The organism is Agrococcus jejuensis (genome assembly GCF_007679035.1).
Lineage (GTDB): Bacteria > Actinomycetota > Actinomycetes > Actinomycetales > Microbacteriaceae > Agrococcus > Agrococcus jejuensis_A.
Genome location: NZ_VEFR01000002.1, coordinates 402,409 through 422,581, shown reverse-complemented (window position 1 = coordinate 422,581; position 20,173 = coordinate 402,409). Strand labels below are relative to the sequence as shown.

The 20,173-nt window shown below is 72.6% G+C and carries 19 protein-coding genes; 14 read left to right on the top strand and 5 right to left on the bottom strand.

Annotation, left to right across the window (positions count from 1 at the left end; all coding sequences use genetic code 11):
* Positions 1-123 precede the first annotated feature (123 nt).
* From solA to FS793_RS08805, 8 genes are all read left to right on the top strand, one after another.
* Entirely contained in the window at positions 124-1,314 is a 1,191-nt protein-coding gene (gene solA / locus FS793_RS08840) for an N-methyl-L-tryptophan oxidase (protein WP_144720129.1), read from the top strand.
* A gap of 62 nt (positions 1,315-1,376) precedes the next feature.
* Positions 1,377-2,594 (top strand): PucR family transcriptional regulator, encoded by a 1,218-nt coding sequence (locus FS793_RS08835; RefSeq protein ID WP_186329411.1) that lies wholly within the window; start codon positions 1,377-1,379, stop codon positions 2,592-2,594.
* A 118-nt stretch (positions 2,595-2,712) separates the two neighbouring features.
* Entirely contained in the window at positions 2,713-4,455 is a 1,743-nt protein-coding gene (locus FS793_RS08830) for a DUF885 domain-containing protein (protein WP_144720127.1), read from the top strand.
* The gene (locus FS793_RS08825; protein WP_144720126.1) at positions 4,452-6,659 is read left to right on the top strand and encodes a S9 family peptidase; all 2,208 of its coding nucleotides are present in this window, start codon (positions 4,452-4,454) and stop codon (positions 6,657-6,659) included. Before FS793_RS08830 ends, FS793_RS08825 begins: the two co-directional genes overlap by 4 nt.
* A gap of 50 nt (positions 6,660-6,709) precedes the next feature.
* Positions 6,710-7,693, top strand: a complete 984-nt coding sequence (gene denD / locus FS793_RS08820) for a D-erythronate dehydrogenase (protein WP_144720125.1) — start codon at positions 6,710-6,712, stop codon at positions 7,691-7,693.
* 205 nt (positions 7,694-7,898) lie between these two features.
* A complete protein-coding gene (locus FS793_RS08815) occupies positions 7,899-8,378 on the top strand; it encodes a TM2 domain-containing protein (protein ID WP_260980091.1) in 480 nt (159 codons plus the stop codon).
* 113 nt (positions 8,379-8,491) lie between these two features.
* On the top strand, positions 8,492-9,352 hold the full coding sequence (locus tag FS793_RS08810; protein WP_144720124.1) for an NAD-dependent epimerase/dehydratase family protein: 861 nt from the start codon (positions 8,492-8,494) through the stop codon (positions 9,350-9,352).
* Positions 9,353-9,384: 32 nt separating this feature from the next.
* Positions 9,385-9,915 (top strand): hypothetical protein, encoded by a 531-nt coding sequence (locus FS793_RS08805; protein WP_144720123.1) that lies wholly within the window; start codon positions 9,385-9,387, stop codon positions 9,913-9,915.
* 56 nt (positions 9,916-9,971) lie between these two features.
* Here FS793_RS08805 and FS793_RS08800 read toward each other — a convergent pair whose 3' ends face one another.
* The 3 genes from FS793_RS08800 to FS793_RS08790 all read right to left on the bottom strand — a co-directional run bounded on the left by FS793_RS08800 (position 9,972) and on the right by FS793_RS08790 (position 13,368).
* Positions 9,972-10,634 (bottom strand): peroxiredoxin-like family protein, encoded by a 663-nt coding sequence (locus tag FS793_RS08800; RefSeq protein ID WP_144720122.1) that lies wholly within the window; start codon positions 10,632-10,634, stop codon positions 9,972-9,974.
* Between the two features lie 305 nt (positions 10,635-10,939).
* Complete coding sequence (locus tag FS793_RS08795) at positions 10,940-11,956, bottom strand: CNNM domain-containing protein (RefSeq protein WP_144720121.1); 1,017 nt, start codon at positions 11,954-11,956, stop codon at positions 10,940-10,942.
* Positions 11,953-13,368, bottom strand: a complete 1,416-nt coding sequence (locus FS793_RS08790; RefSeq protein ID WP_144720120.1) for a hemolysin family protein — start codon at positions 13,366-13,368, stop codon at positions 11,953-11,955. Before FS793_RS08790 ends, FS793_RS08795 begins: the two co-directional genes overlap by 4 nt.
* Positions 13,369-13,824: 456 nt before the next feature.
* Between FS793_RS08790 and FS793_RS08785 the strand changes: the two genes are divergently transcribed.
* From FS793_RS08785 to FS793_RS08760, 6 genes are all read left to right on the top strand, one after another.
* Positions 13,825-14,493 (top strand): dihydrofolate reductase family protein, encoded by a 669-nt coding sequence (locus FS793_RS08785; RefSeq protein ID WP_144720119.1) that lies wholly within the window; start codon positions 13,825-13,827, stop codon positions 14,491-14,493.
* Positions 14,490-14,855 carry a VOC family protein gene (locus FS793_RS08780; protein ID WP_144720118.1) on the top strand — a complete coding sequence of 122 codons (366 nt, stop codon included), beginning with the start codon at positions 14,490-14,492 and terminating at the stop codon, positions 14,853-14,855. Before FS793_RS08785 ends, FS793_RS08780 begins: the two co-directional genes overlap by 4 nt.
* A gap of 505 nt (positions 14,856-15,360) precedes the next feature.
* A complete protein-coding gene (locus FS793_RS08775) occupies positions 15,361-16,644 on the top strand; it encodes a quaternary amine ABC transporter ATP-binding protein (protein WP_144720117.1) in 1,284 nt (427 codons plus the stop codon).
* Positions 16,644-17,570 (top strand): ABC transporter permease, encoded by a 927-nt coding sequence (locus FS793_RS08770; protein WP_144720116.1) that lies wholly within the window; start codon positions 16,644-16,646, stop codon positions 17,568-17,570. Before FS793_RS08775 ends, FS793_RS08770 begins: the two co-directional genes overlap by 1 nt.
* Before the next feature lie 53 nt (positions 17,571-17,623).
* Positions 17,624-18,532: a glycine betaine ABC transporter substrate-binding protein gene (locus tag FS793_RS08765; RefSeq protein WP_144720428.1), complete on the top strand. Its 909-nt coding sequence runs from the start codon at positions 17,624-17,626 to the stop codon at positions 18,530-18,532.
* A 323-nt stretch (positions 18,533-18,855) separates the two neighbouring features.
* Entirely contained in the window at positions 18,856-19,110 is a 255-nt protein-coding gene (locus tag FS793_RS08760; RefSeq protein WP_144720115.1) for a hypothetical protein, read from the top strand.
* Between the two features lie 117 nt (positions 19,111-19,227).
* On the opposite strand, the gene FS793_RS08755 is transcribed toward FS793_RS08760, so the two are convergent.
* Positions 19,228-19,608 carry a hypothetical protein gene (locus FS793_RS08755; RefSeq protein WP_144720114.1) on the bottom strand — a complete coding sequence of 127 codons (381 nt, stop codon included), beginning with the start codon at positions 19,606-19,608 and terminating at the stop codon, positions 19,228-19,230.
* An 11-nt stretch (positions 19,609-19,619) separates the two neighbouring features.
* The gene (locus FS793_RS08750) at positions 19,620-20,120 is read right to left on the bottom strand and encodes an HtaA domain-containing protein (RefSeq protein ID WP_186329410.1); all 501 of its coding nucleotides are present in this window, start codon (positions 20,118-20,120) and stop codon (positions 19,620-19,622) included.
* Positions 20,121-20,173 lie beyond the last annotated feature (53 nt).

Genomic DNA, 20,173 nt, shown 5'->3' with positions numbered 1-20,173 from the left:
CGACGAGCCGACCCCGACCGGCCGTCCGACACCTGTCGAACCCCGCCGACGACATTCCCACCGACGACGCTCGCGGCCGCCCGCCCCGGTCGCGAGAGTGAAGCGACCACCGGGAGGGATGCCATGCCGCAGGGCTACTCGCACATCGTCATCGGCGCGGGCGCCGTCGGCTCCGCCGCCGCCTACTGGCTGTCGGAGGCGGGCGCCGAGCGCGTGCTCGTGCTCGAGCAGTTCGACCTCGTGCACACCCTCGGCTCCTCGGGCGATCACTCGCGCATCATCCGTCGCGCCTACCACCACGAGGCGTACACGCGCCTGACGGATGCGATGTTCGAGGCGTGGGCGCACGTCGAGCAGGCCTCGGCGCTGCCCCTCTACCTGCGCACGGGCGGCATCGACCTCGCCACGGCAGGCACGCACGGCGAGGCCGAGATCGCCGGCTACGCACGCGCGATGGATGCGGCGGGCATCGGCTACGAGCACCTGCACGTCGACGACGTGCGCGAGCGCTACCCGCAGTGGCGCGTCGGCGACGACGCCGTCGGCCTCTTCCAGGCAGACGGCGGCATCCTCGACATCCGCAGGTCGGTGTCGGCGCACACGTCGCTCGCGATGGCCGGCGGCGTCGAGCTGCGGCCCGGCACGCGCGCGACGGGCGTGCGCGTCCACGACCACGGGGTCACGGTCGAGACCCCCGACGGACCGATCGACGCCGACCACCTCGTCGTCGCCGCCGCGTCGTGGCTCGGCGACCTCATGCCCGACCTCGGCCTGCGCTTCGCGCTCACGCTGTCGCAGGAGCAGGTCGCGTACTTCTCGGGGCCGCGGCTCGCCGACTTCGCGCCCGACCGGTTCCCCATCTGGATCCACCACGGCGACGACGACGTGCACTACGGCTTCCCCGTCTACGGCGAGGCCGCCGTGAAGGTCGCCCGCGACATGCGCGGCCACTTCATCGCGAGCGACGAGCGGGTCTTCGACGGCGACGCCGAGGAGCCGCGGCGCCTGCACGCGTTCCTCGAGCGCCACCTGCCCGGTGCCGCCGGTCGGCTGCTCGCGAGCAAGACCTGCGTCTACGACATGCCCGCCGACCGGGACTTCGTGCTCGACACCCTCCCCGGCCACAGCCACGTCGCCGTGTTCAACGGCGCCGGGCACGCCGGCAAGTTCGCGAGCCTCGTCGGCCGCATCCTCGCCGACCTGCTCACGGTCGGGGCGACGCCGCACGACATCGACGCCTTCCGCCTCACCCGCCCGGCCATCGTCGACCCCGACTTCGAGCCCGCGTTCCGGCTGCGCGCCGAGACCGTGTGACGACCGCTCTGCACCGCCCCCGAACCGGGATGCCGCAGGATGCCGCGGCTAGGATCCGGTGCATGGCGGCCGACCTGCAGCAGCTCGTCGAGACGCTCTCGGCGAGGCTCGACCGCTCGGTCGCCATCGACGACGCCCGCCTGCGGCTGCTCGCGCACAGCTCGCATCGCGGCGACGTCGATCGGGTGCGCGCCGAGTCGATCCTGCGTCGGGCGGTGCCGCCCGACGTCGTCGACCACGTCTTCGCCTGCCGCGACGACGCCACCGGCCGCTACCTCGTGACGCCGCGCGCCGACCTCGCCCTGCGCGACGCCCGCATCGGCCAGCCGATCCTGCAGCAGGACACGCTGCTCGGCTTCGTCTGGCTGCTCGACTCCGAGGGCCCCGTCGACGACGACCAGCTGCGCGCGATCGAGACCGCGGCGGCCGAGGCGACCGTGCTCATCCATGGCGAGTTCCTGCGCGCCACCGCCACCCGCGAGCGCGAGCGCGCGCTGGTGGAGCGCCTGCTCGGCGACGACGCCGGCGCTCGAGTGGCGGCCGCCGACGAGCTGCGCGCCGAGGGCATCTTCGCCAGCACCGCGTTCGTCGTGCTCGTGGCCGAGATCGACCGCGACGGCGAGCCTGCGACCGACGAGGATGCCGTGGCCCTCGCCGCCGCGACGGCAGCCGCCCGCAGCCGGCGCCCCGCGCAGCACGTGCTCGCCCTCGAGCACCGCGACCACGTCGTGCTCGTGGTCGCCGAGCCTGCCGTCGACGCGGCCCATGAGGCGGGGCTGGCGGCCGGGAGCGCGCTGCGCGACGACGTGCTGCGCGGCACCGACGCTCCGCGCTGCAGGGTCGGGATTGGCCGTGTGCGCACCGACCTCGCCGACGCGGCGGCCGCGCTCGACGAGGCACGCCGCGCCGCACGCATCGCCCGACGCCTCGGCGACCCGGCCCCCGTCGCATCCATCGACGACGCCGGCGTCTACGAGCTGCTCGACCGGCTGCCCGACGACGCGCTGCTCGCCGCCGCAGCTCCGCGCCTGCTCGCCCTCATCGCCGACGAGCGTCGCGGCGAGCCGCTCGTGCGCACGCTCGAGGTGTTCCTCGACACCGCGGGCGACGTGAAGGCGGCCTCCGAGCTGCTCTTCGCGCACCGCACCAGCCTCTACTACCGGCTGCGCCGCATCCAGGAGCTCACCGGCCTCGACCTCACGACCGGCGACGACCGCCTGCGCGCGCACCTCACGCTGAAGATCGCGCGCCTCACCGGCGTGCTCGCATCCGCCGACTGACGCCGCTGCTGCATCTGTCGAGATCGCACGCCCCGATGCTCGACGATCTGTCGACGCGGCTCCGTGCGAACCGGCGATACCGTGCTGGCACCGCGACGGCGACACGAGAGGCGCGAGCATGACGGCACGACCCGCGACGACCGACGAGCGTGAGGATGCGGATGCCGCATCCGCCGCCGAGACGGAGGCGCGGTCGATCGTCGACGCCGCCTGGCGCATCGTGCAGGGCTCGGATGCCGCGGGCGAGCTCGGGGCCGGCGAGATCGTCATCCCCGACATCGGCCAGGAGGCCATCGCCCGGCGGGCTCGGGCCGCGCGACTGCTGCGCGAGCGGATCGCGAGCGTCGACGCGGCCTCGCTGCCCGCCACCCTCGCGCTCGATCTGGCCGCGGCCGCCGCGATGGCGGAGCGGTGGGACGTCGACGACGACGTGTACTGGCTCGTGTTCGACCCGATGGGCATCGGCTTCCCCAGCATGTTCGCCCCGTCGGCGTACGCGGGCGGCTACCTGCTGAACGTCGTGCACGAGACGCTCTCGCGCACGAGCATCGACGGCGACGAGGGCGTCGCGCAGCACCTCCGACTGCTCGACGGCTACGGCCGGCTCGTGCGGCAGCTCGCCGAGCGCACGACCGGCCAGGCCGAGCGCGGCATCGTCATGCCGTCGCAGCAGCTCGCCGCCGCGACCGCGCTCGTGCGCGGCCTGCATGCCACCGGTCGGGCGGTGCTGCGCGGCGTCGTCGACCGCTCGCCGTCGCTGACGGACGACGCGGCGGCAGTCATCGAGGAGCGCACCGCCACCGCCGTCGACGCCGCGTTCGAGACGCTGCTCGCGGTGCTTGCCGACCCCGATGTCGTCGCGCGCGCATCCGATCGCGTGGGCCTCGGGCAGTACCCGGGCGGTCGCGACGCCTACGAGCGGGTCGTGCGCCTGCACACGACGCTCGATCTGACCGCCGAGGAGGTGCACGCGCGCGGGCACGAGCGGATGGCGCGCATCGTCGACGACATGCGCGAGCTCATGGTCGGCGAGGGCTTCGAGGGCACGCCGCAGGAGTACCTGGCGGCGCTCGCGACCGATCCCGCCTGGCGTGGCGACGACGCCGCGAGCATCGCGGCCCACTTCGAGCGCGCGATCGAGCGGCTCGAGCCGCACCTCGCCGCCCAGTTCGGCCGACTGCCCCGCGCCCCCTACGGCGTCGACGCCGTGCCCGACGCCGTCGCCGGCTCGATGACCTTCGGCTACTACGCGCCGCCGCAGCCGGGCCGCGAGAGGGGCCTCTACCTCTTCAACGCTCGCAACCTCGCTACGACGGCCCTGCCGCACATCCCCGCGCTGACCTATCACGAGCTCATGCCCGGCCATCACCTCGCGGTCACGGCGCAACGCGAGGCCACCGACCGCCACTCGCTCGGCCAGCACGTGGCGCTGAGCGCCTACGGCGAGGGCTGGGCCGAGTACGCCGCGCGCCTCGCTGGCGAGATCGGCATGTACCGCACGCCGCAGGAGCGGTTCGGGCGACTGATGATGGACGCGTTCCTCACGTCGCGTCTCGTCGTCGACACCGGGCTCAACGCGCTCGGCTGGGACCTCGAGCAGGCACGTGCGTACATGCGCGAGCACGCCTTCCTCGGGGATGTCGAGATCGACTCCGAGACGCTGCGCTACTCGTGCGACATCCCCGGGCAGGCGCTCGCGTACAAGCTCGGCGACGACTTCCTCTTCGACCTGCGCGAGCGCATGCGTGCAGCGCTCGGCGATACGTTCGACGTGGTCGCGTTCCACGACGCCGTGCTGGGCGCCGCGGGGCTGCCGCTGCCGTTCGTCGCGCAGCACGTGGCGCGCGAGCTCGGCGCATGACCGCGTCGACCGACGCTGCGCCCTCGCTGCTCGAGCGCTACCGTCGGGCCGCGGCGCTCGCGCCCGAGCGGCTGCCCACGCTCATGCGCAACCGCCGCATCGATCCGATCTGGACCGGCGACGGCGACGCGTTCTGGTACCGCAGGCAGACGGCCGACGGCGACGAGCTCGTGCTCGTCGACCCCGTCGCCGGCACCCGCACGGTCGGCGCGACGCTCGCCGACCTGGGCGTGCAGGAGCCCGCATCCGCGGCGCCGCCCGCGGGCGTGCTGCCGGGCCCCGACGGTCGCGGCCTGCGCCGCCGCGACCATGACCTCTCGCTCGTCGACGGCGACGTCGAGACGCCGCTGACTGCCGATGGCGAGGAGGGGTTCGCGTGGGGCGCCCTGCGCTCCGACTCGAACATGGTCGTGCCCTTCCGCCGCATGGGCCTCGACCTGCCGCCCGTCGGCACCGTGCACTCGCCCTCCGGTCGTCGAGTGCTCACGATGCGCGTCGACGAGCGGCGGATGCGCACGAAGCACATGGTCGAGAGCGTCGCGCCGGGCGGCGGCGCACGCCCCGAGTGCCACCAGTGGCGCGTGCAGCTGGAGGACGAGGGGCCGCCCCCGCCGCCGCAGTGCCGCATCCTCGACCTCGACGCCGGCGGTGCCGTCGAGGTCGACGTCGCCGACGGCCTCGGCGCGCAGGTGATCGTGAACGGCGCGACCGAGGTGACGTGGTCGGCCGACGAGCGGTACCTGTACCTGCTGCACCACCGGCAGGGGGAGGCGCGCGCGGCGATCGTCGAGGTCGACGTCGCCTCGGGCGCGCGCCGCGATGCCGTCGTGCTCGACGAGGGGCCGCTCTACGAGCCGAACCAGTTCCTGTACCACCTGCCGCTCGTGCGGGTGCTGCCCGAGACGGGCGAGGTGCTGCTGTTCTCGCAGCGCGACGGCTGGGGTCATCTCTACCTCTTCGACCTCGCCACCGGCGCGTGCTTGCACCGCGTGACCGAGGGCGACCTCGTGGTGCGCGACCTGCTGCGCGTCGACGTCGAGCACCGCGAGGTCACGTTCGTCGCCGGCAGCGGCGACGACGGCTGGAACCCCTCGTGGCGCCGCATCTACCGCGCCGGCCTCGACGGCGGCACGCAGCGGCTGCTCACCCCCGAGCCCGCCGACCACGACCTCGCCGCCCCGCCGCCGCAGTTCTTCCATCTCGTGTTCGGCAAGGGCAAGCCGCCGATCGACGCGCTGAGCCCCAGCGGCCGCTTCCTCGTCGACCACATCTCGACCGTCGACGAGCCGCCCGTCATCGTGCTGCGCGACGCGGCCGACGCCGGCCGCATCGTGCTCGAGCTCGAGCGCACCGACGTGACGGCGCTGCTCGACGCCGGCTACGTCGCCCCGCATCCGTTCCGGGTGCTCGCGGACGACGGCGAGACCGACCTGTGGGGCGTCGTGGCCATGCCGCAGCATCCGCACGATCCGCAGCGCATCCCCATCGTCGAGGACGTCTACGCCGGCTTCCAGATCGCCCACGCGCCGCACGCGTACCTCGGCGGCAGCGGCACGTCGGCCCGGCACGGCGCCCTGGCCGGGTACGCGGCACTCGGGTTCGCCGCGATCATGGTCGACGGCAGGGGCACGCCAGGGCGTGACCGCGCGTTCCGGCAATGGACGCATCGGCAGTTCCACACCGACCGCGGTCTCGAGGACCACGTGACCGCGCTCGCCGCGCTCGCCGCCGCCGACCCTCGGCTCGACACGACGCGCGTCGGCGTCGTCGGGCACTCCTACGGCGGCTACAACGCCGCACGCATGCTGCTGCGATTCCCGACCGCGTACCGGGCGGGCATCAGCAGCGCCGGCGTGCACGACCCGGCGAAGATGCCCTTCGGCCGGTGGGACTGGCACCTCGGCGGCAGCGCCGACGTTGACCGCGACGGCGACGCGTACCGCGAGCTCGGCAACCTGCACCTCGCCGAGCGGCTCGAGGGCGACCTGCTCATCGTCTGCGGCGAGATCGACGAGAACGCGACCGTCGACCACTCGCATGCGCTCGCCCGCGCGCTCATGCAGGCGGGCAAGCGGTTCGACATGCGCATCTGGCCCGGCGCCGACCACTACCGGATCGATGCGTACGCGCGCATGACGTTCTGGGATCACCTCGTGCGCAGCCTGCTCGAGCAGTCCCCGCCGCGCGCGTTCGTGCCGGGCTGAGGCGGTCTCGCGCCGGGCTCCGCTGAGGCATGCTGCGCGAGGATGGAGCCATGCGCATCCTCATCACCGGCGGCGCCGGCTTCGTCGGCACGCAGCTCGCTCACCGCATCCTCGGCGCCGAGGCTCCGGTCGGCCCGGTCGAGCGGCTCACCCTGCTCGACATCGCCGAGCCGCGGCCCGAGCTGCTCGCCGACGAGCGCGTCGACGCCCTCGTCGGCCCCATCGGCGACCAGGTCGCGAACCTGGGCGACCTCGACCTCGTCTTCCACCTCGCCGGCGTCGTGTCGGGCGCCGCGGAGGCCGACCTCGACCTGGGGATGCAGACGAACGTCGACGACACGCGTGCGCTGCTCGACCACCTGCGCGCGGCGACGGAGGCGGGCGCGAGCCCTGCGACGTTCGTCTTCACGAGCTCCCTCGCCGTCTTCGGCGACGACCCGTTCCTCGGGCAGCCCGACGTCATCCGCGACGACACCCTGCCGCGCCCGCAGTCGTCGTACGGCGCGCAGAAGTACATCGCCGAGCTGCTCGTCGGCGACTACGGACGCCGCGGCCTCGTGCACGCCCGCACCGTGCGCCTGCAGACCGTCGCCGTGCGCCCGGGCGCCCCGAACGCCGCTGCGTCGTCGTTCGTCTCGGGCATCGTGCGCGAGCCCGTCGCGGGCGTGCGCGCACCGCTGCCCGTGCCGGCCGACACCCCCATCTGCCTGTCGTCGCCGGTGAAGACGGTGGATGCGCTCGTGCGCGCCGCCTCCGCGTCGGCCGAGGAGTGGGGCAGCCCGACCGCCGTCATCCTGCCCGGCCTGTCGACGACGCCCGCGCTCATGCTCGAGGCGATGGATCGCGTGTCGGGGCAGCCGCTGTCGTCGCTCGTGGACGTGGCCATCGATCCCGCGATCGAGGCGATCGTCGCGTCGTGGCCCGGCGCCTTTGAGCCGGAGCGCGCGATCGCCCTCGGCATCACCGCGCCGGAGTCGGTGGATGCGGTGATCCGCGAGTACCTCGAGCTGGTCGGGGTGCCGGCGGTCGCGTAGGGGCGTCTTCGGCGGGGCTCCTTTCGAGGCTCGCTTCGCTCGCACCTCAAGGAGCGGTCCTTGATCGAGGCAGTCTCGAGCGGGAGCGGCGCGTGAGGCGGTCCTGGCAGGAGGCGGCCGACGCGGAGCGATGCTTGCGTCACGATCTTGCAACGGTGAGTGCGACTCGATGCTGGCTGTCATGGGTGACGCATAGCATCCGACCATGACGACCTCTGCTGCCACGCCCGCGGGCTGGCGTCGCGACGCCCACGGCATCGAGCGATGGTGGGACGGCCAGGCCTGGGGTGCTCCTCGGCAGGCTGCGACCGAGATCACGCTGCACGCACCGAGCGCGCCGCTGATGCAGCCGCCGCAGCAGTTCGTGCCGCAGCAGCCCTATGCGTACGCGCCGCCGCAGGTCGTGATCGTCGCGCCGCTCAAGGAAGCCGGCATCGCCTACGTGCTCGCGATCTTCCTCGGCACGCTCGGCATCCATCGCTTCTACCTGGGCCGCGTCGGCACTGCCATCGCGATCCTGTCGCTCACCGTGCTCGGCGGTCTCACCGCCTGGCTGCTCATCGGGCTGCCGCTGCTGCTCGCCGCCGGCATCTGGTGGGTCATCGACCTCTTCCTGATCCCCGGCATGGTCCGCGAGGAGAACCAGCGCCGCCTCGCACTGCAGCACGGCGCACCGCGCTACTGACTCGATCCGCGCAGCCCTCTTCGCGCGCATCCGCCACGCGTGTCCACCCCGCGCGCCACGCGCTCGTGCTCCGTAGCGTTCCCTCCAGCCATCGCCGAAGGGACGCCCACGCCATGAAGATCCTCGTCACCGGAGCCTCCGGCCGCGTCGGCCGCGCCACCGTCGCCGACCTGCGCGAGCACGGCCACGACGTGCTCGGCATCGACCAGGCGCCCTCGCCCGACGGTCCCGACGGCGGGCCCATCGTCGACCTGAGCGACTTCGGCCAGGTCGTCGAGACGATGAGCGGCGTCGACGACCGGCTCGGCGGCTTCGACGCCGTCGTGCACCTCGGCGCCGTGCCCGCACCCGGGCGCAAGCCCAACGCGGCGATCTTCGCCAACAACGCCGTCTCCGGCTACAACGTCCTCGCGGCCGCCCGCATGCTCGGCATCGACAAGGTCGTCTGGGCCTCGAGCGAGACCGTGCTGGGTCTGCCGTTCGAGACCCCGCCGCCGTACCTGCCCGTCGACGAGGAGTACACGGCGCGGCCCGAGTCGACCTACTCGTTGGGCAAGGCCGTCGAGGAGGAGATGGCGCGGCACTTCGCACGCTGGCAGCCAGACGCATCCATCATCGGCCTGCGCTTCTCGAACGTGCTCATCGACGACGACTACGCGCGCTTCGACTCGTGGCAGGACGACCCGTCGGCGCGCGCCTGGAACCTGTGGGGCTACATCGACCACCGCGACGCGGCGCAGGCGGTGCGGCTCGCGGTCGAGGCAGGCGACCGGCGCGGCGCCGAGGTGTTCATCGTCGCTGCCGACGACACCGTCATGCGTCGCCCGAGCGTCGAGCTGCTGACGGGTGCGCTCGCCGACCTCGAACGCCGCGCGCCGATCGAGGGACGAGCGACGCTGCTGAGCAATGCGAAGGCGCGACGCGAGCTCGGCTTCGCGCCGCGCTACTCGTGGGTGGATCGGGTCGACGGCTGATCGCGACGACGCGCGACACGAAGGGCTGAGCGATGGAGTGGATGCGCCCCGTGCTGGTCGCAGCCGCGACGGTCGCGGTCGTGGCCCTCGTCGGGCTGGCGAGCCGATGGATGCGGCGCAGGCCGACGCCCGCGATCGGGGGCGGCGTGCGCCTGCCGATCGTGATCGCCCTGCTCGGGTGGCTCATCCTCGTCGCCGGCGCGCTCATGGCGCTCGTCGCGTTCGGACTCGACGAGGCCGACGACCCGGTGCCGATGCGGATCGCCTCGGTCGCGATGGTGCTCGGCGGACTGGGCATCGTCGTGCTGCACCGCAACTGGCGCCTCGCCGTGCTCGACGACCGCGTCTACCAGCGCACGGCGCTCGGACGGGTGCGCTGCGTCGTCTACGACGACATCGTCGCCTCGAGCCTGCGCTCGCATCGTGGCGTCCCCGTGCTCGAGGTGCGCGGCAGCGACGGCGACCGGGTCGTGGTGAATCCGGCGTCGTTCGACGTGCGACCGGTGCTGCAGGCGATCGCCGCCCGCGGCTACCGCGGGCATGTCGGAGAGCGCTGGAGCTGAGTCACGGGATGGGCTCCTCCCGCATCGTCGCGATGCAGGAGGAGCCGACCGGATCGTCAGAGCGCGGCGACCGCCTCGAGGATCTCCTCGGTCTCCGTGCGCGTCGTGTAGTCGACGTGCACGTCGGCGAAGCGCACGGTGCCCGATGCATCCACCACGAGCACCGTCGGGAACGGGATGCCGGGGGTGTCGTCGGCGTTCGAGTCCTGCACCGCGAAGCCGAGCGTCGTGTGCGCCTCCTGCGCCTCGGCGCTCGGCGCGGTGACGATGCCGAGCTGGCTCGCGAGGGCGTTCGCCGGGTCGGACAGCACCGTGAACGACAGCTCGCCGTTCGCGACCGCCGCCTGCGACCCATCCGGGGTCTGGGGGCTGATCGCGACGAGGCCGACGCCCTGCTCGCGCAGCGTCGCCGCGAGGGTCTGCTCGTAGTGCTGCAGCGTGATGTTGCAGTACGGGCACCACGCGCCGCGGTAGAAGACGATGACGGCGGGGGCGCCGTCGAGCACGGATGCGAGGGTCACCTGCTGGCCGTCGACGGTGGTGAGGGTCGCGTCGGGGAGGGGATCGCCCGCGGCGACGGCGCCCGCGGGGGTGCCCGCCGCGTTCAGGTCGGCCTGCTCCTTGGCGAAGACCGCCGACAGGTCGGGACCGATGGTCTCGGCGAAGCCGACGTCGAACTCCGACACCTGGTCGGCGACGGTGCGGGTGGATGTGGTCATGGCGAGCTCCCTCGGATGCGGTGGCTGTCCCTGGCGGCGACGGTACGGGCGCGCGTCAGGGGTGGCGAGGGGTGGGCGTCATGCGGCGTCATGCCTGCGTGGTCGCGGGCCGGTGCGCCGGTCGTGACTCGGGTCTCGTGACGGCTGCTCGCTGCGCGAGCGGCCTCCTCGACCAGCTGGTGGGGGAGCGGCCTCGATCGGGGCCCCTCTCGAGGCTCGCCTCGCTCGCACCTCGAGGAGCGGGCAGTGGCGTCGAGGGTCTCGGCCCGATGTGCCCTCATATCGGGCCGAGACCCTCGACGCTGCTAGGCGGGGACGGGGTCGGCCGGGCCGGGGAGCACCTCGCGCAGGAGGTCGTCGAGCGTCACGACGCCGACGAGCGATGAGTCGGAGACGACCGTCGCCAGCTGCACGCGCTCGCGGCGCATGCGCGCGAGCGCGTCGTGCACCGACGTGTCCGGCGTCACCGCGAACGCATCCCGCGCCAGCGACTCGACCGGGGTCGACGCCGCGACGGCGAGGGTGTCGCGCACGTGCACGACGCGTGCGCCCGCACCCGAGCCGACGAGCACGCGCAGGTGACCCGACGCGGCCGACGCCGCCTGCACGTCCGCAGCGGACGCCGACGAGGGCACCGACGTCGGCGCCGCATGCGTCTGCACGACGTCGCCGATCGTGAGCGTCGTGAGCGAGATCGCCTTGGCGATCGGCTCCGAGTACTGCGTCTCGAGCACGCCCGCGGCCTTCGAGTGCGCGACGAGCTCGCGGATCGTGTCGATGTCCTGCCCGCCCGCGGCAGCCTTCTCGACGGGCTCGACGCCCGACGCCTGCACCAGCCGGTTCGCGATGTGGTTGATCCACAGCAGGAACGGGCGCAGCGGCCAGGTCATGGCACGCGCCAGGATGCCGGTCGCCTTCGCGGCCGTCTCGGGGTGCGCGATCGCCCACGACTTCGGTGCCATCTCGCCGATGACGAGGTGCAGGAAGGTGACGACGACGAGCGCGAGCATGAACGCCAGCACGTCGGCCGCCCAGAAGGGCAGCCCCCAGGCCTCGAACACGGGCGACAGCGCGTAGTCGATCGCGGGCTTCGTGATCGCGCCGAGCAGGAAGGTGCACAGCGTGATGCCGAGCTGCGCGAACGCGAGCATGACGGTGAGCTCGTTGACGCCGCGCAGCGCGGCGCGAGCGGATGCGCTGCGAGGCGCCTCCTCCTCGAGCCGGTGACGGCGCGCGGCGAGCAGCGCGAACTCGACGATGACGAAGAACGCGCTCGCGACGATGAGCAGCGTCGTGATCAGTGCGACGACCCACCAGCTCATCGGGCCACCTCCTCGTCCGCGGCCGACGCGTCGACCGCATCGGCCTCGTCGGCATCCGCGTTCCGGTCGAGCGTCAGCAGCCGCAGCGCCACCTGCGACGGCACGTGCCGCTCGACCTCGGTGACCTCGATCTCGAGCCAGCGGTCGATCTCGATGCCCTCGACCATCTCGCCGGCCTCCTCGGGCAGGTCGACCCGCACGAGGTCGCCGACCACCGGCAGGTCGCCGTGGTGGCGGATGGCGACGCCCGCGATCGTCTCGTCGTCGCCCTCGGGCAGGTCGTGGCCGATGAGGCGCTCGACCTCGTCGACGTGCACGTCGCCCGGCAGCACCCACGCGTGGTCGCCGCTCGCGACGACGGCGATCTCGTCGGCGTCGTGCTCGTCGACGATCTCGCCCACGACCTCCTCGGTCAGGTCCTCGATCGTGAGGATGCCGTCGAACGAGCCGTGCTCGTCGACGACGCAGACGAGCTCGTTGCGGGTGCGCTGCATGCGGTCGAGCGCAGCGGGCAGCAGCATCGTCGCGGGCAGCACCACGGCCTCCGTCATCACCTCGGTGACGGGCGTGGTCAGCGGCGCGGTCGAGCGCAGCACGTCGACGAGCGCCACGACGCCCACGGGGGAGTCGTGCTCGTCGACCACGGGATAGCGGGTGTGGCCGGTCGCCATGAGCGCCCGCACCTCGCCGATCGTGGACTCCGGCGCCACGGCATCCACGCGCGACCGCGGCACCATCGCGTGCTCCACGTCGCGCTGCGGGAAGTCGAGGATGCGGTCGATCATCATCGACAGGTCGGCGGGCAGGTGCCCGCTGATCCGCGACTCCTCGACGATCGCCTCGAGGTCGGTGCGGTTGGCGCTCGCATCCACGTCCTCGAGCGGCTCGATGCGCACGAGGCGCAGCAGCGCGTTCGCCGCATGGTCGAAGACCGTGATGAGCCAGCCGAAGGCCAGCAGGTAGATGCGCGTCGGGATGGCGAGCGCGCGAGCGAGCGGCTCGGGGTTCGCGATCGCGTAGTTCTTCGGGTACAGCTCGCCGAAGATCATCGTGACGATCGTCGCCAGCACGAGTGCGCCTGTGGTGCCGATGAGCACGCTGACACCCGTGGGGATGCCGACGCCGCCCAGCAGCACGCCGAGGGACTCGCCGATGAGCGGCTCCGCGACGTAGCCGATGAGCAGGCCCGTCACGGTGATGCCGAGCTGCGCGCCCGACAGCATGAACGACGTGCGCTTCGTGATCTCCTGCACGCGCTTCGCCTGCGCGTCGCCGGCGGATGCCTTCGCTGCGATCCGCGAGCGGTCGACCGACATGTAGGCGAACTCCTGCGCCACGAAGAAGCCGCACGCGGCGATGATCGCCAACGTCAGCAGCACGCCCAGCAGCAGCGTGAGCACTGCCTCGATCACTGGTCCTCACCCCCTCGGGGGCGGCGCATCAGGGTCGGGCTGGGCCTTCGGCCCTCCGAGTCGGAGTCGGGACTTCGTCCCTCCGAGTCGGGGCTGGGACTGTGGCACTCCGAGTCGGAGGCGGGGCTTCGATGGCTCACGGGGGTTGCTCTCTCGTGGGTCAGGGAATGGGTCTGCTCAGGATACGGAACACCGGTCGGCTCGTGGGCTGGTAGCGACGCTTCTGGCTGCAAGCCATGGGGAGGTCATAGGCAGCCGGTGTCGCTCCCGTGGTCGGCGGCGTGCGCATGCGGGGGCTGGCGTCGTCGGTGGGGCTCCTCTCGAGGCTCGCTTCGCTCGCACCTCGAGGAGCGGGCATGGGGGCGGCGCACTGCGTCACGAGCTCGAGGAGGCGGGCATCGGTCAGGCGCGGTCGGGGGCGTAGGGTCGAACGGACCCGACCGACGGAGGTGCGGCGTGACGACGATCGTCTCGACCCTGTTCATCTCGCTCGACGGCGTCGCCGAGATCGACCCCGACTGGCACTTCCCGTACTTCGACGACGCGGTCGGCGCCGCCGTCGGCGAGGACTACGCGGGTGCCGACGCCCTGCTGCTCGGCCGCGTCACCTACGACTCGTTCGCCGGCGCCTGGCCCGATCGCGAGGCGGCGGGTGGCGAGGATGCCGGCTTCGCCAAGGAGCTCGGCGACCTGCGCAAGGTCGTCGCCACCCGCGGCGACCAGGAGCTCGGCTGGCGCGCGGTCGAGCGCACCGACGACGTCGTCGCTGCCGCTCGCGCGCTCCGCGCCGAAGGCGTCGACAAGGTGCTCGTCGCCGGCTCGCTCTCGATCGTGCGGCAGCTGCTCGCGGCGGGCGAGCTCGACGAGCTGCGGCTGCTCATCCACCCCGTCGCGGCGCGGGCGGGCGAGCGCCTGTTCGACGACGGCGCCATGCAGCACTTCGCGCTCGAGCACGCCGAGGCGCTGCCCACCGGCATGCTGCGCACCATCTACCGCCCGTCGCCGGGCCCGACGGCCGAGGGCGAGACGCCGGCCGCGTACGAGGACGCGAAGCAGCACGTGCCCGAGGCCGAGCGCCGGGTGGCGGATGCGCGCGGCGGCGACTTCGGGGTCGACCCGGGATGAGCGACCGCGCCATCCCCGTGCTGCCGTCGCGATCGTTCGAGGCGACGACCGCGTTCTACGGCTCGCTGGGGTTCGAGCGCACCTTCGACGACGACGGTTGGCTCATCCTGCGGCGCGGCACCGTGCAGCTGGAGTTCTCGCACCAGCCCGACGTCGACCCGGCGACGACGGCCGCGATGTGCGTGCTGCGCGTCGCCGACGTCGACGCGCTCGTGGCCGACATCCGTGCCGCCGGCGTGCCCGAGGCGACGACCGGCTGCCCTCGCCTGCACCCCGTGCGGCGCGAGGCGAGCGGCCTGCGCATCGGCTACCTCGTCGACCTCGACGGCACCCAGCTGAACCTCGTGGAGGACGCCGGCTAGGTGCCGCCGATTGCGTTTCGCAGGCGATTCCGGGAGCCGAGGGGAATGCTCCCTCGGAGCCCGGAATCGCCTGCGAAACGCAATCCGAGGCGGGCATAGCAGGGGGCGCCGACCGCCCGCCGACCCGCGCGGGAAGGTCACGAAAGGGCAACGTTCGGCGCACGATCGCGGCCGGGAAGCATGCACGAGGCTTTGCTACGCACGCACGTGATAGTCGCGGTGCCAGCAGTGCGCAAGCCCTCAGCGCGGTTGCATCGAGCAATCCTCGGAGACATGGTGGATGCGGTCCCTCGGGGCCCGATCCGACCAGTCCGCGGTCGCTGGTGATGCCTGCAGGTGCGTGAGCACCGCGGCACCAGACCGGCGAGCGTACGGTCGGTGGCCCGTGGCGCAGATCCGACATCCGCGCCGTGCGCCGTCCGTCATGGATGCGCGCCGCCGGACCGCTGACCCGGACGCGACCGATGCTGCCGCGCGCCATCCTGCGCGGCGGCGTGAGGTGCACGTGACCATCCCAGCCATCGAAGCCCGAGGCCTGTTCAAGGTCTTCGGCAAGAACCCGCGCTCGCTCGTCGAGCGCCTGCGCGCCGGCGCGAGCCGCGACGACATCCCCGGCACCGCCGCGGTCATCGACGCGTCGTTCAGCGTCGAGCCCGGCGAGATCTTCGTCATCATGGGCCTGTCCGGCTCGGGCAAGTCGACGCTCATCCGCATGCTCAACGGCCTGCACGACGCCTCCGGCGGCACCGTGACCGTGAACGGCGACGCCATCACCGACGTCTCCGACGCCCGCCTGCGCAGCATCCGCCGCGACCGCATCGCCATGGTGTTCCAGCACTTCGCGCTGCTGCCGCACCGCACGGTGGCCGCCAACGTCGCCTACCCGCTCGAGCTGCGCGGCGTGCCGAAGGCCGAGCGCATCGCGAAGGCGCACGAGGTGCTCGCGCTCGTCGGCCTCGACGGCTGGGCCGAGCGGCTGCCCTCCGAGCTCTCCGGCGGCATGCAGCAGCGCGTCGGCATCGCCCGCGCGCTCGCCGCCGACACCGACATCCTGCTCATGGACGAGGCGTTCAGCGCCCTCGACCCCCTCATCCGCCGAGAGATGCAGGAGCAGCTGCTCGAGCTGCAGGCCACGCTCAAGAAGACGATCGTGTTCATCACGCACGACCTCAACGAGGCGATGTTCCTCGGCGACCGCATCGCCGTGATGCGCGACGGCCGCATCGTGCAGATCGGCACGCCCGAGGACATCCTCACCGACCCCGCCAACGACTACGTCGAGCAGTTCGTGCAGGACGTCGATCGCGCTCGCGTGCTCACGGCATCCAACGTCATGGAGCGCTCCCGCTCGGTCGTCGCCGACACCGCCGGGCCCCGCACGGCGCTCAAGCAGATGCGCGACGCTGGTGCCTCCGCCGCGTACGTCGTGTCGAAGGAGCGTCGCCTGCTCGGCCTCGTCACCGACCGCGACGCCGTGCGTCTCGTGCAGCAGGGCGCGACGTCGATCGCCGACGTCGTGCGGCCCGCGCCGCCCAGCGTGCGCCACGACGAGGTGCTCATGAACCTCTTCGTGCCCTCGGCCGAGTCGCCGCTGCCGCTCGCCGTCGTCGACGACGATGCGCGACTCGTCGGCGTCATCCCGCGCGTCACGCTGCTCGCGGCCCTCGGCCCCGGCGCCAACCCGACCGGCGAGCTCATGGTGCTGCCGCAGCCCGTCGACCACGACGTCATCGACGAGGTGCTCGCCGCCGACCCGGTGCTCGACCAGGCAGCAGAGGAGGTGCGCTGATGGATGGCTTCCGCATCCCCATCGGCATGTGGGCCGAGGACGCCGTGCGCTGGATGCGCGACAACCTCGACTGGCTGCTCGGCACGCTCTCGATGGTGATGGGCACGCTCGTGCGCTCGCTCACCGAGCTGCTCGTGTCGACGCCCATCGTCGTCGTCATCGTGATCGCCGCGCTGCTCGCCTGGCTGCTGCGCTCGTGGCAGTTCGCCCTCGGCACCGCCATCACGTTCGCGCTCATCCTCGGCATGGGCCAGTGGATCACCGCGATGCAGACGCTCGCGCTCGTGCTCGTCGCCACCGTCGTGACCGTGCTCGTGGCCGTGCCGCTCGGCATCCTCGCCGCGCGCAGCGACCGGTTCAGCGCCATCCTGCGGCCGATCCTCGACCTCATGCAGGCCATGCCCGGCTTCGTCTACCTCATCCCGGCGATCGTCTTCTTCTCGATCGGCGTCGTGCCGGGCCTCGTGGCGACGATCATCTTCTCGCTGCCGCCCGGCGTGCGGCTCACGGAGCTCGGCATCCGCGGCGTCGACGGCGAGACCGTCGAGGCCGGGTACGCCTTCGGCGCGAAGCCCGGGCAGATCTTGCGCGGCGTGCAGCTGCCGCTGGCGATGCCCACGATCATGACCGGCATCAACCAGGTCATCATGCTCGCGCTGTCGATGGCCGTCATCGCCGGCATCGCCGGCGCCCCCGGGCTCGGCTCCGAGATCGTGCAGGCCATGTCGACCGTGGACATCGCCACGGGCGTCGAGGCCGGCCTGAGCGTCGTCATCATCGCCGTCTACCTCGACCGCCTCACCGCTGCGCTCGGCGCCGCCCGCGACTACCGCTGGTCGCTGCTCGGCATCCTGCAGCGCCGGCGTGCGGCCTCGAAGCGCGCCGTCGTGAGCGACGCGCAGCGCGGCCTCGCGCAGGTCGCCTGACCCATCCCCTCCATCCATACGCAACGCACGAACGACACACGAAAGAGGACATGATGCATCGCACCCGTCTCACCGGCATCGCCGCGATCGGCGCCGCCGCCGCGCTCGCGCTCACCGGCTGCGCCACCGGCAACCAGACCGAGGGAGGCTCGGGCGAGGGCTCCGGCGACAGCCTCGGCACCATCACGCTCGGCTTCCTGCCCTCGTGGACCGACGGCCTCTCGACCGCCTACCTGCTCGAGAACCAGCTCGAGCAGCTCGGCTACACCGTCGAGATGCAGGAGCTCACCGAGGCGGGCCCGCTCTATACGGGCCTCGCCCAGGGCGACGTCGACATCTACCCGTCGGCATGGCCCGAGCTGACCCACGCCTCCTACATGGAGGAGTACGGCGACAGCATCGAGGACCTCGGCACGTACTACGAGGGCGCGAGCCTCAACCTGTCGGTGCCCGACTACGTCGACATCACGTCGATCGACGAGCTCGTCGGCCAGGCGGACCGCTTCGGCGGCCAGATCGTCGGCATCGAGCCCGGCGCGGGCCTCACCGCCCAGACCGAGTCGATGATGCCCGAGGCCGGCCTCGACGACTACGAGCTCGTCACCTCCTCGACCGCCGCGATGCTCGCCGAGCTCGACACGGCCATCGCCGCCGAGCGCGACATCGTCGTGACCTCGTGGGCGCCGTACTGGGCGAACGAGGCGTACGACCTGCGCGCGCTCGAGGACCCGAACGGCCTCATGGGCGGCACGGAGGGCCTGCACTTCCTCGGCACCGACGGCTTCGCGGACGAGTTCCCCGAGGCGGCGGAGTACATCGCCGGCATCCAGCTGACCGACGAGCAGTACGCATCGCTGGAGGACATGGTCGTCAACGAGTACGGGGACGGCCGCGAGGCCGAGGCCATCGAGGCGTGGCTCGAGGCGAACCCCGACGCGTTCGACACGATCGTCGTCGAGTAGTCGGATCCTCGACGGCGGGCGGGGCGGTGACCTTCGGGTCGCCGCCTCGCTGGCGTGTGCGGGGCGGCGTGTCTGCGTTTCGCAGGCGATTCCGCGAGCCGAGGGGAATGCTCCCTTGGCTCGCGGAATCGCCTGCGAAACGCAATCGCTTCGGACGGGTCGGTTGCGTATCGCAGGCGATCAGGGGTGGCAGAGGGGGCATCGTCCCTTCATTCGCCCGGATCGCCTGCGAGACGCACGGATGGGCGCGGCGCACATAGCGGGCGAGCCCGTGGGCTGTCCAGGCGGCGCGACGCGGGGCCGGAGGGGAGCAGCGTGACACCATGCTGTTCCTCGCAGGCGACGACGCCGGACCCTCCGATCCGCTCACCGCCGACCTCACGCCCGTCTTCCAGACGCTCGGCGTGCTCGGCGCGATCGCGGTGGCGCTCGCGATCGTGGTGCTCGTCGTGAGATTCCGCGCACACCAGCGCGACCGCGCCTTCCCGAAGGTCGTCACCGTGGTGGCCTCGGCCGCCGGCATCGTCGGCTTCATCCTGCTCGTGATGGCGATCGGAGCCGGGGTCGTCGTCGCCTGACCCGCGCCCCTCGGTTCGCTCATCGAGGTGCTCGGGGTGACTCGAGTGTCGTGACGCGGGCTCGCTGCGGTCGCGCGCTCCTCGACCAGCGGATGGGGATGGGGCCGCCGGCGGGTCTCAGGCAGCCGCCTCGTTGTCCGTCCAGATGCCCCACGAGACGCCCGCCGGATCGCGGAAGATCGCGAACCACCGGTCGTCGCCGCCGAGGCCCGTGCGCTGCCGCTCGATGCTCGCGCCGTGCCCGACGGCGTACGCGAGCGTCGCCTCCAGGTCCTCCACGACGAGGTACATGCGCGCGCCGGCGACCGGCGGGCGCAGCGCCGCCGACTCCCAGAGCCCGCCGATCGTCGCCGACGTGTGCTCCTTCACGATCCAGTAGCGGCCGATCCCCGCGTCCTCGAAGGCGGGCTCGAACGTCCACCCCCACATCGCACCGTGGAACTCGCGGAAGCGATCGGGCCACGGCGTCTCGACCTCCCACCACGCGAGGTCGACCACGGTCGGCTCCGTCAGCCCTGCACGAACGGGTCGTCGAGCGGGGTGCCCTGCTCGTACGGCCCGAAGAAGAGGTCGGCGCCGTCGGCGGCGAGGAACGTGCCCGTGCCGTGCTGCGTGCCATCGCCGCCGGTCACGACCGACGCGACGTCGGCGAAGTGCAGCCGCACCGTCGGCGCATCCGGGTCGGAGAACTCCACGCGCCAGCCGTCGCCGACGGGCGTGAGCGACGGCTCCGACAGCTCGACGTGCATCATGCCGTTGTGGCCCTGGAACGTCACGACGCCACCGAAGCGCAGCGTGTCGCCGTCGGCGCCCCTCGGCGGGAACGCGAAGCCGTGCGGGGTCTCGTGCACGCCGTCGTCGACCAGCACCTCGCCGTCGGACATGCCGCGCACGTAGCCGATGAGCGACGACTTGATGCGCCACACGAGCGAGCCGGGCGCGATGGATGCGGGGCTCGGGGATGCGGTCGCAGCGGCGTCGTCAGCCGGCGTCGGCACGGAGTCGGGCATCGCCACAGCGTATCCCGGGCGGGGTGGGGGATGCCTGGTGGGGTCTGCGGCGG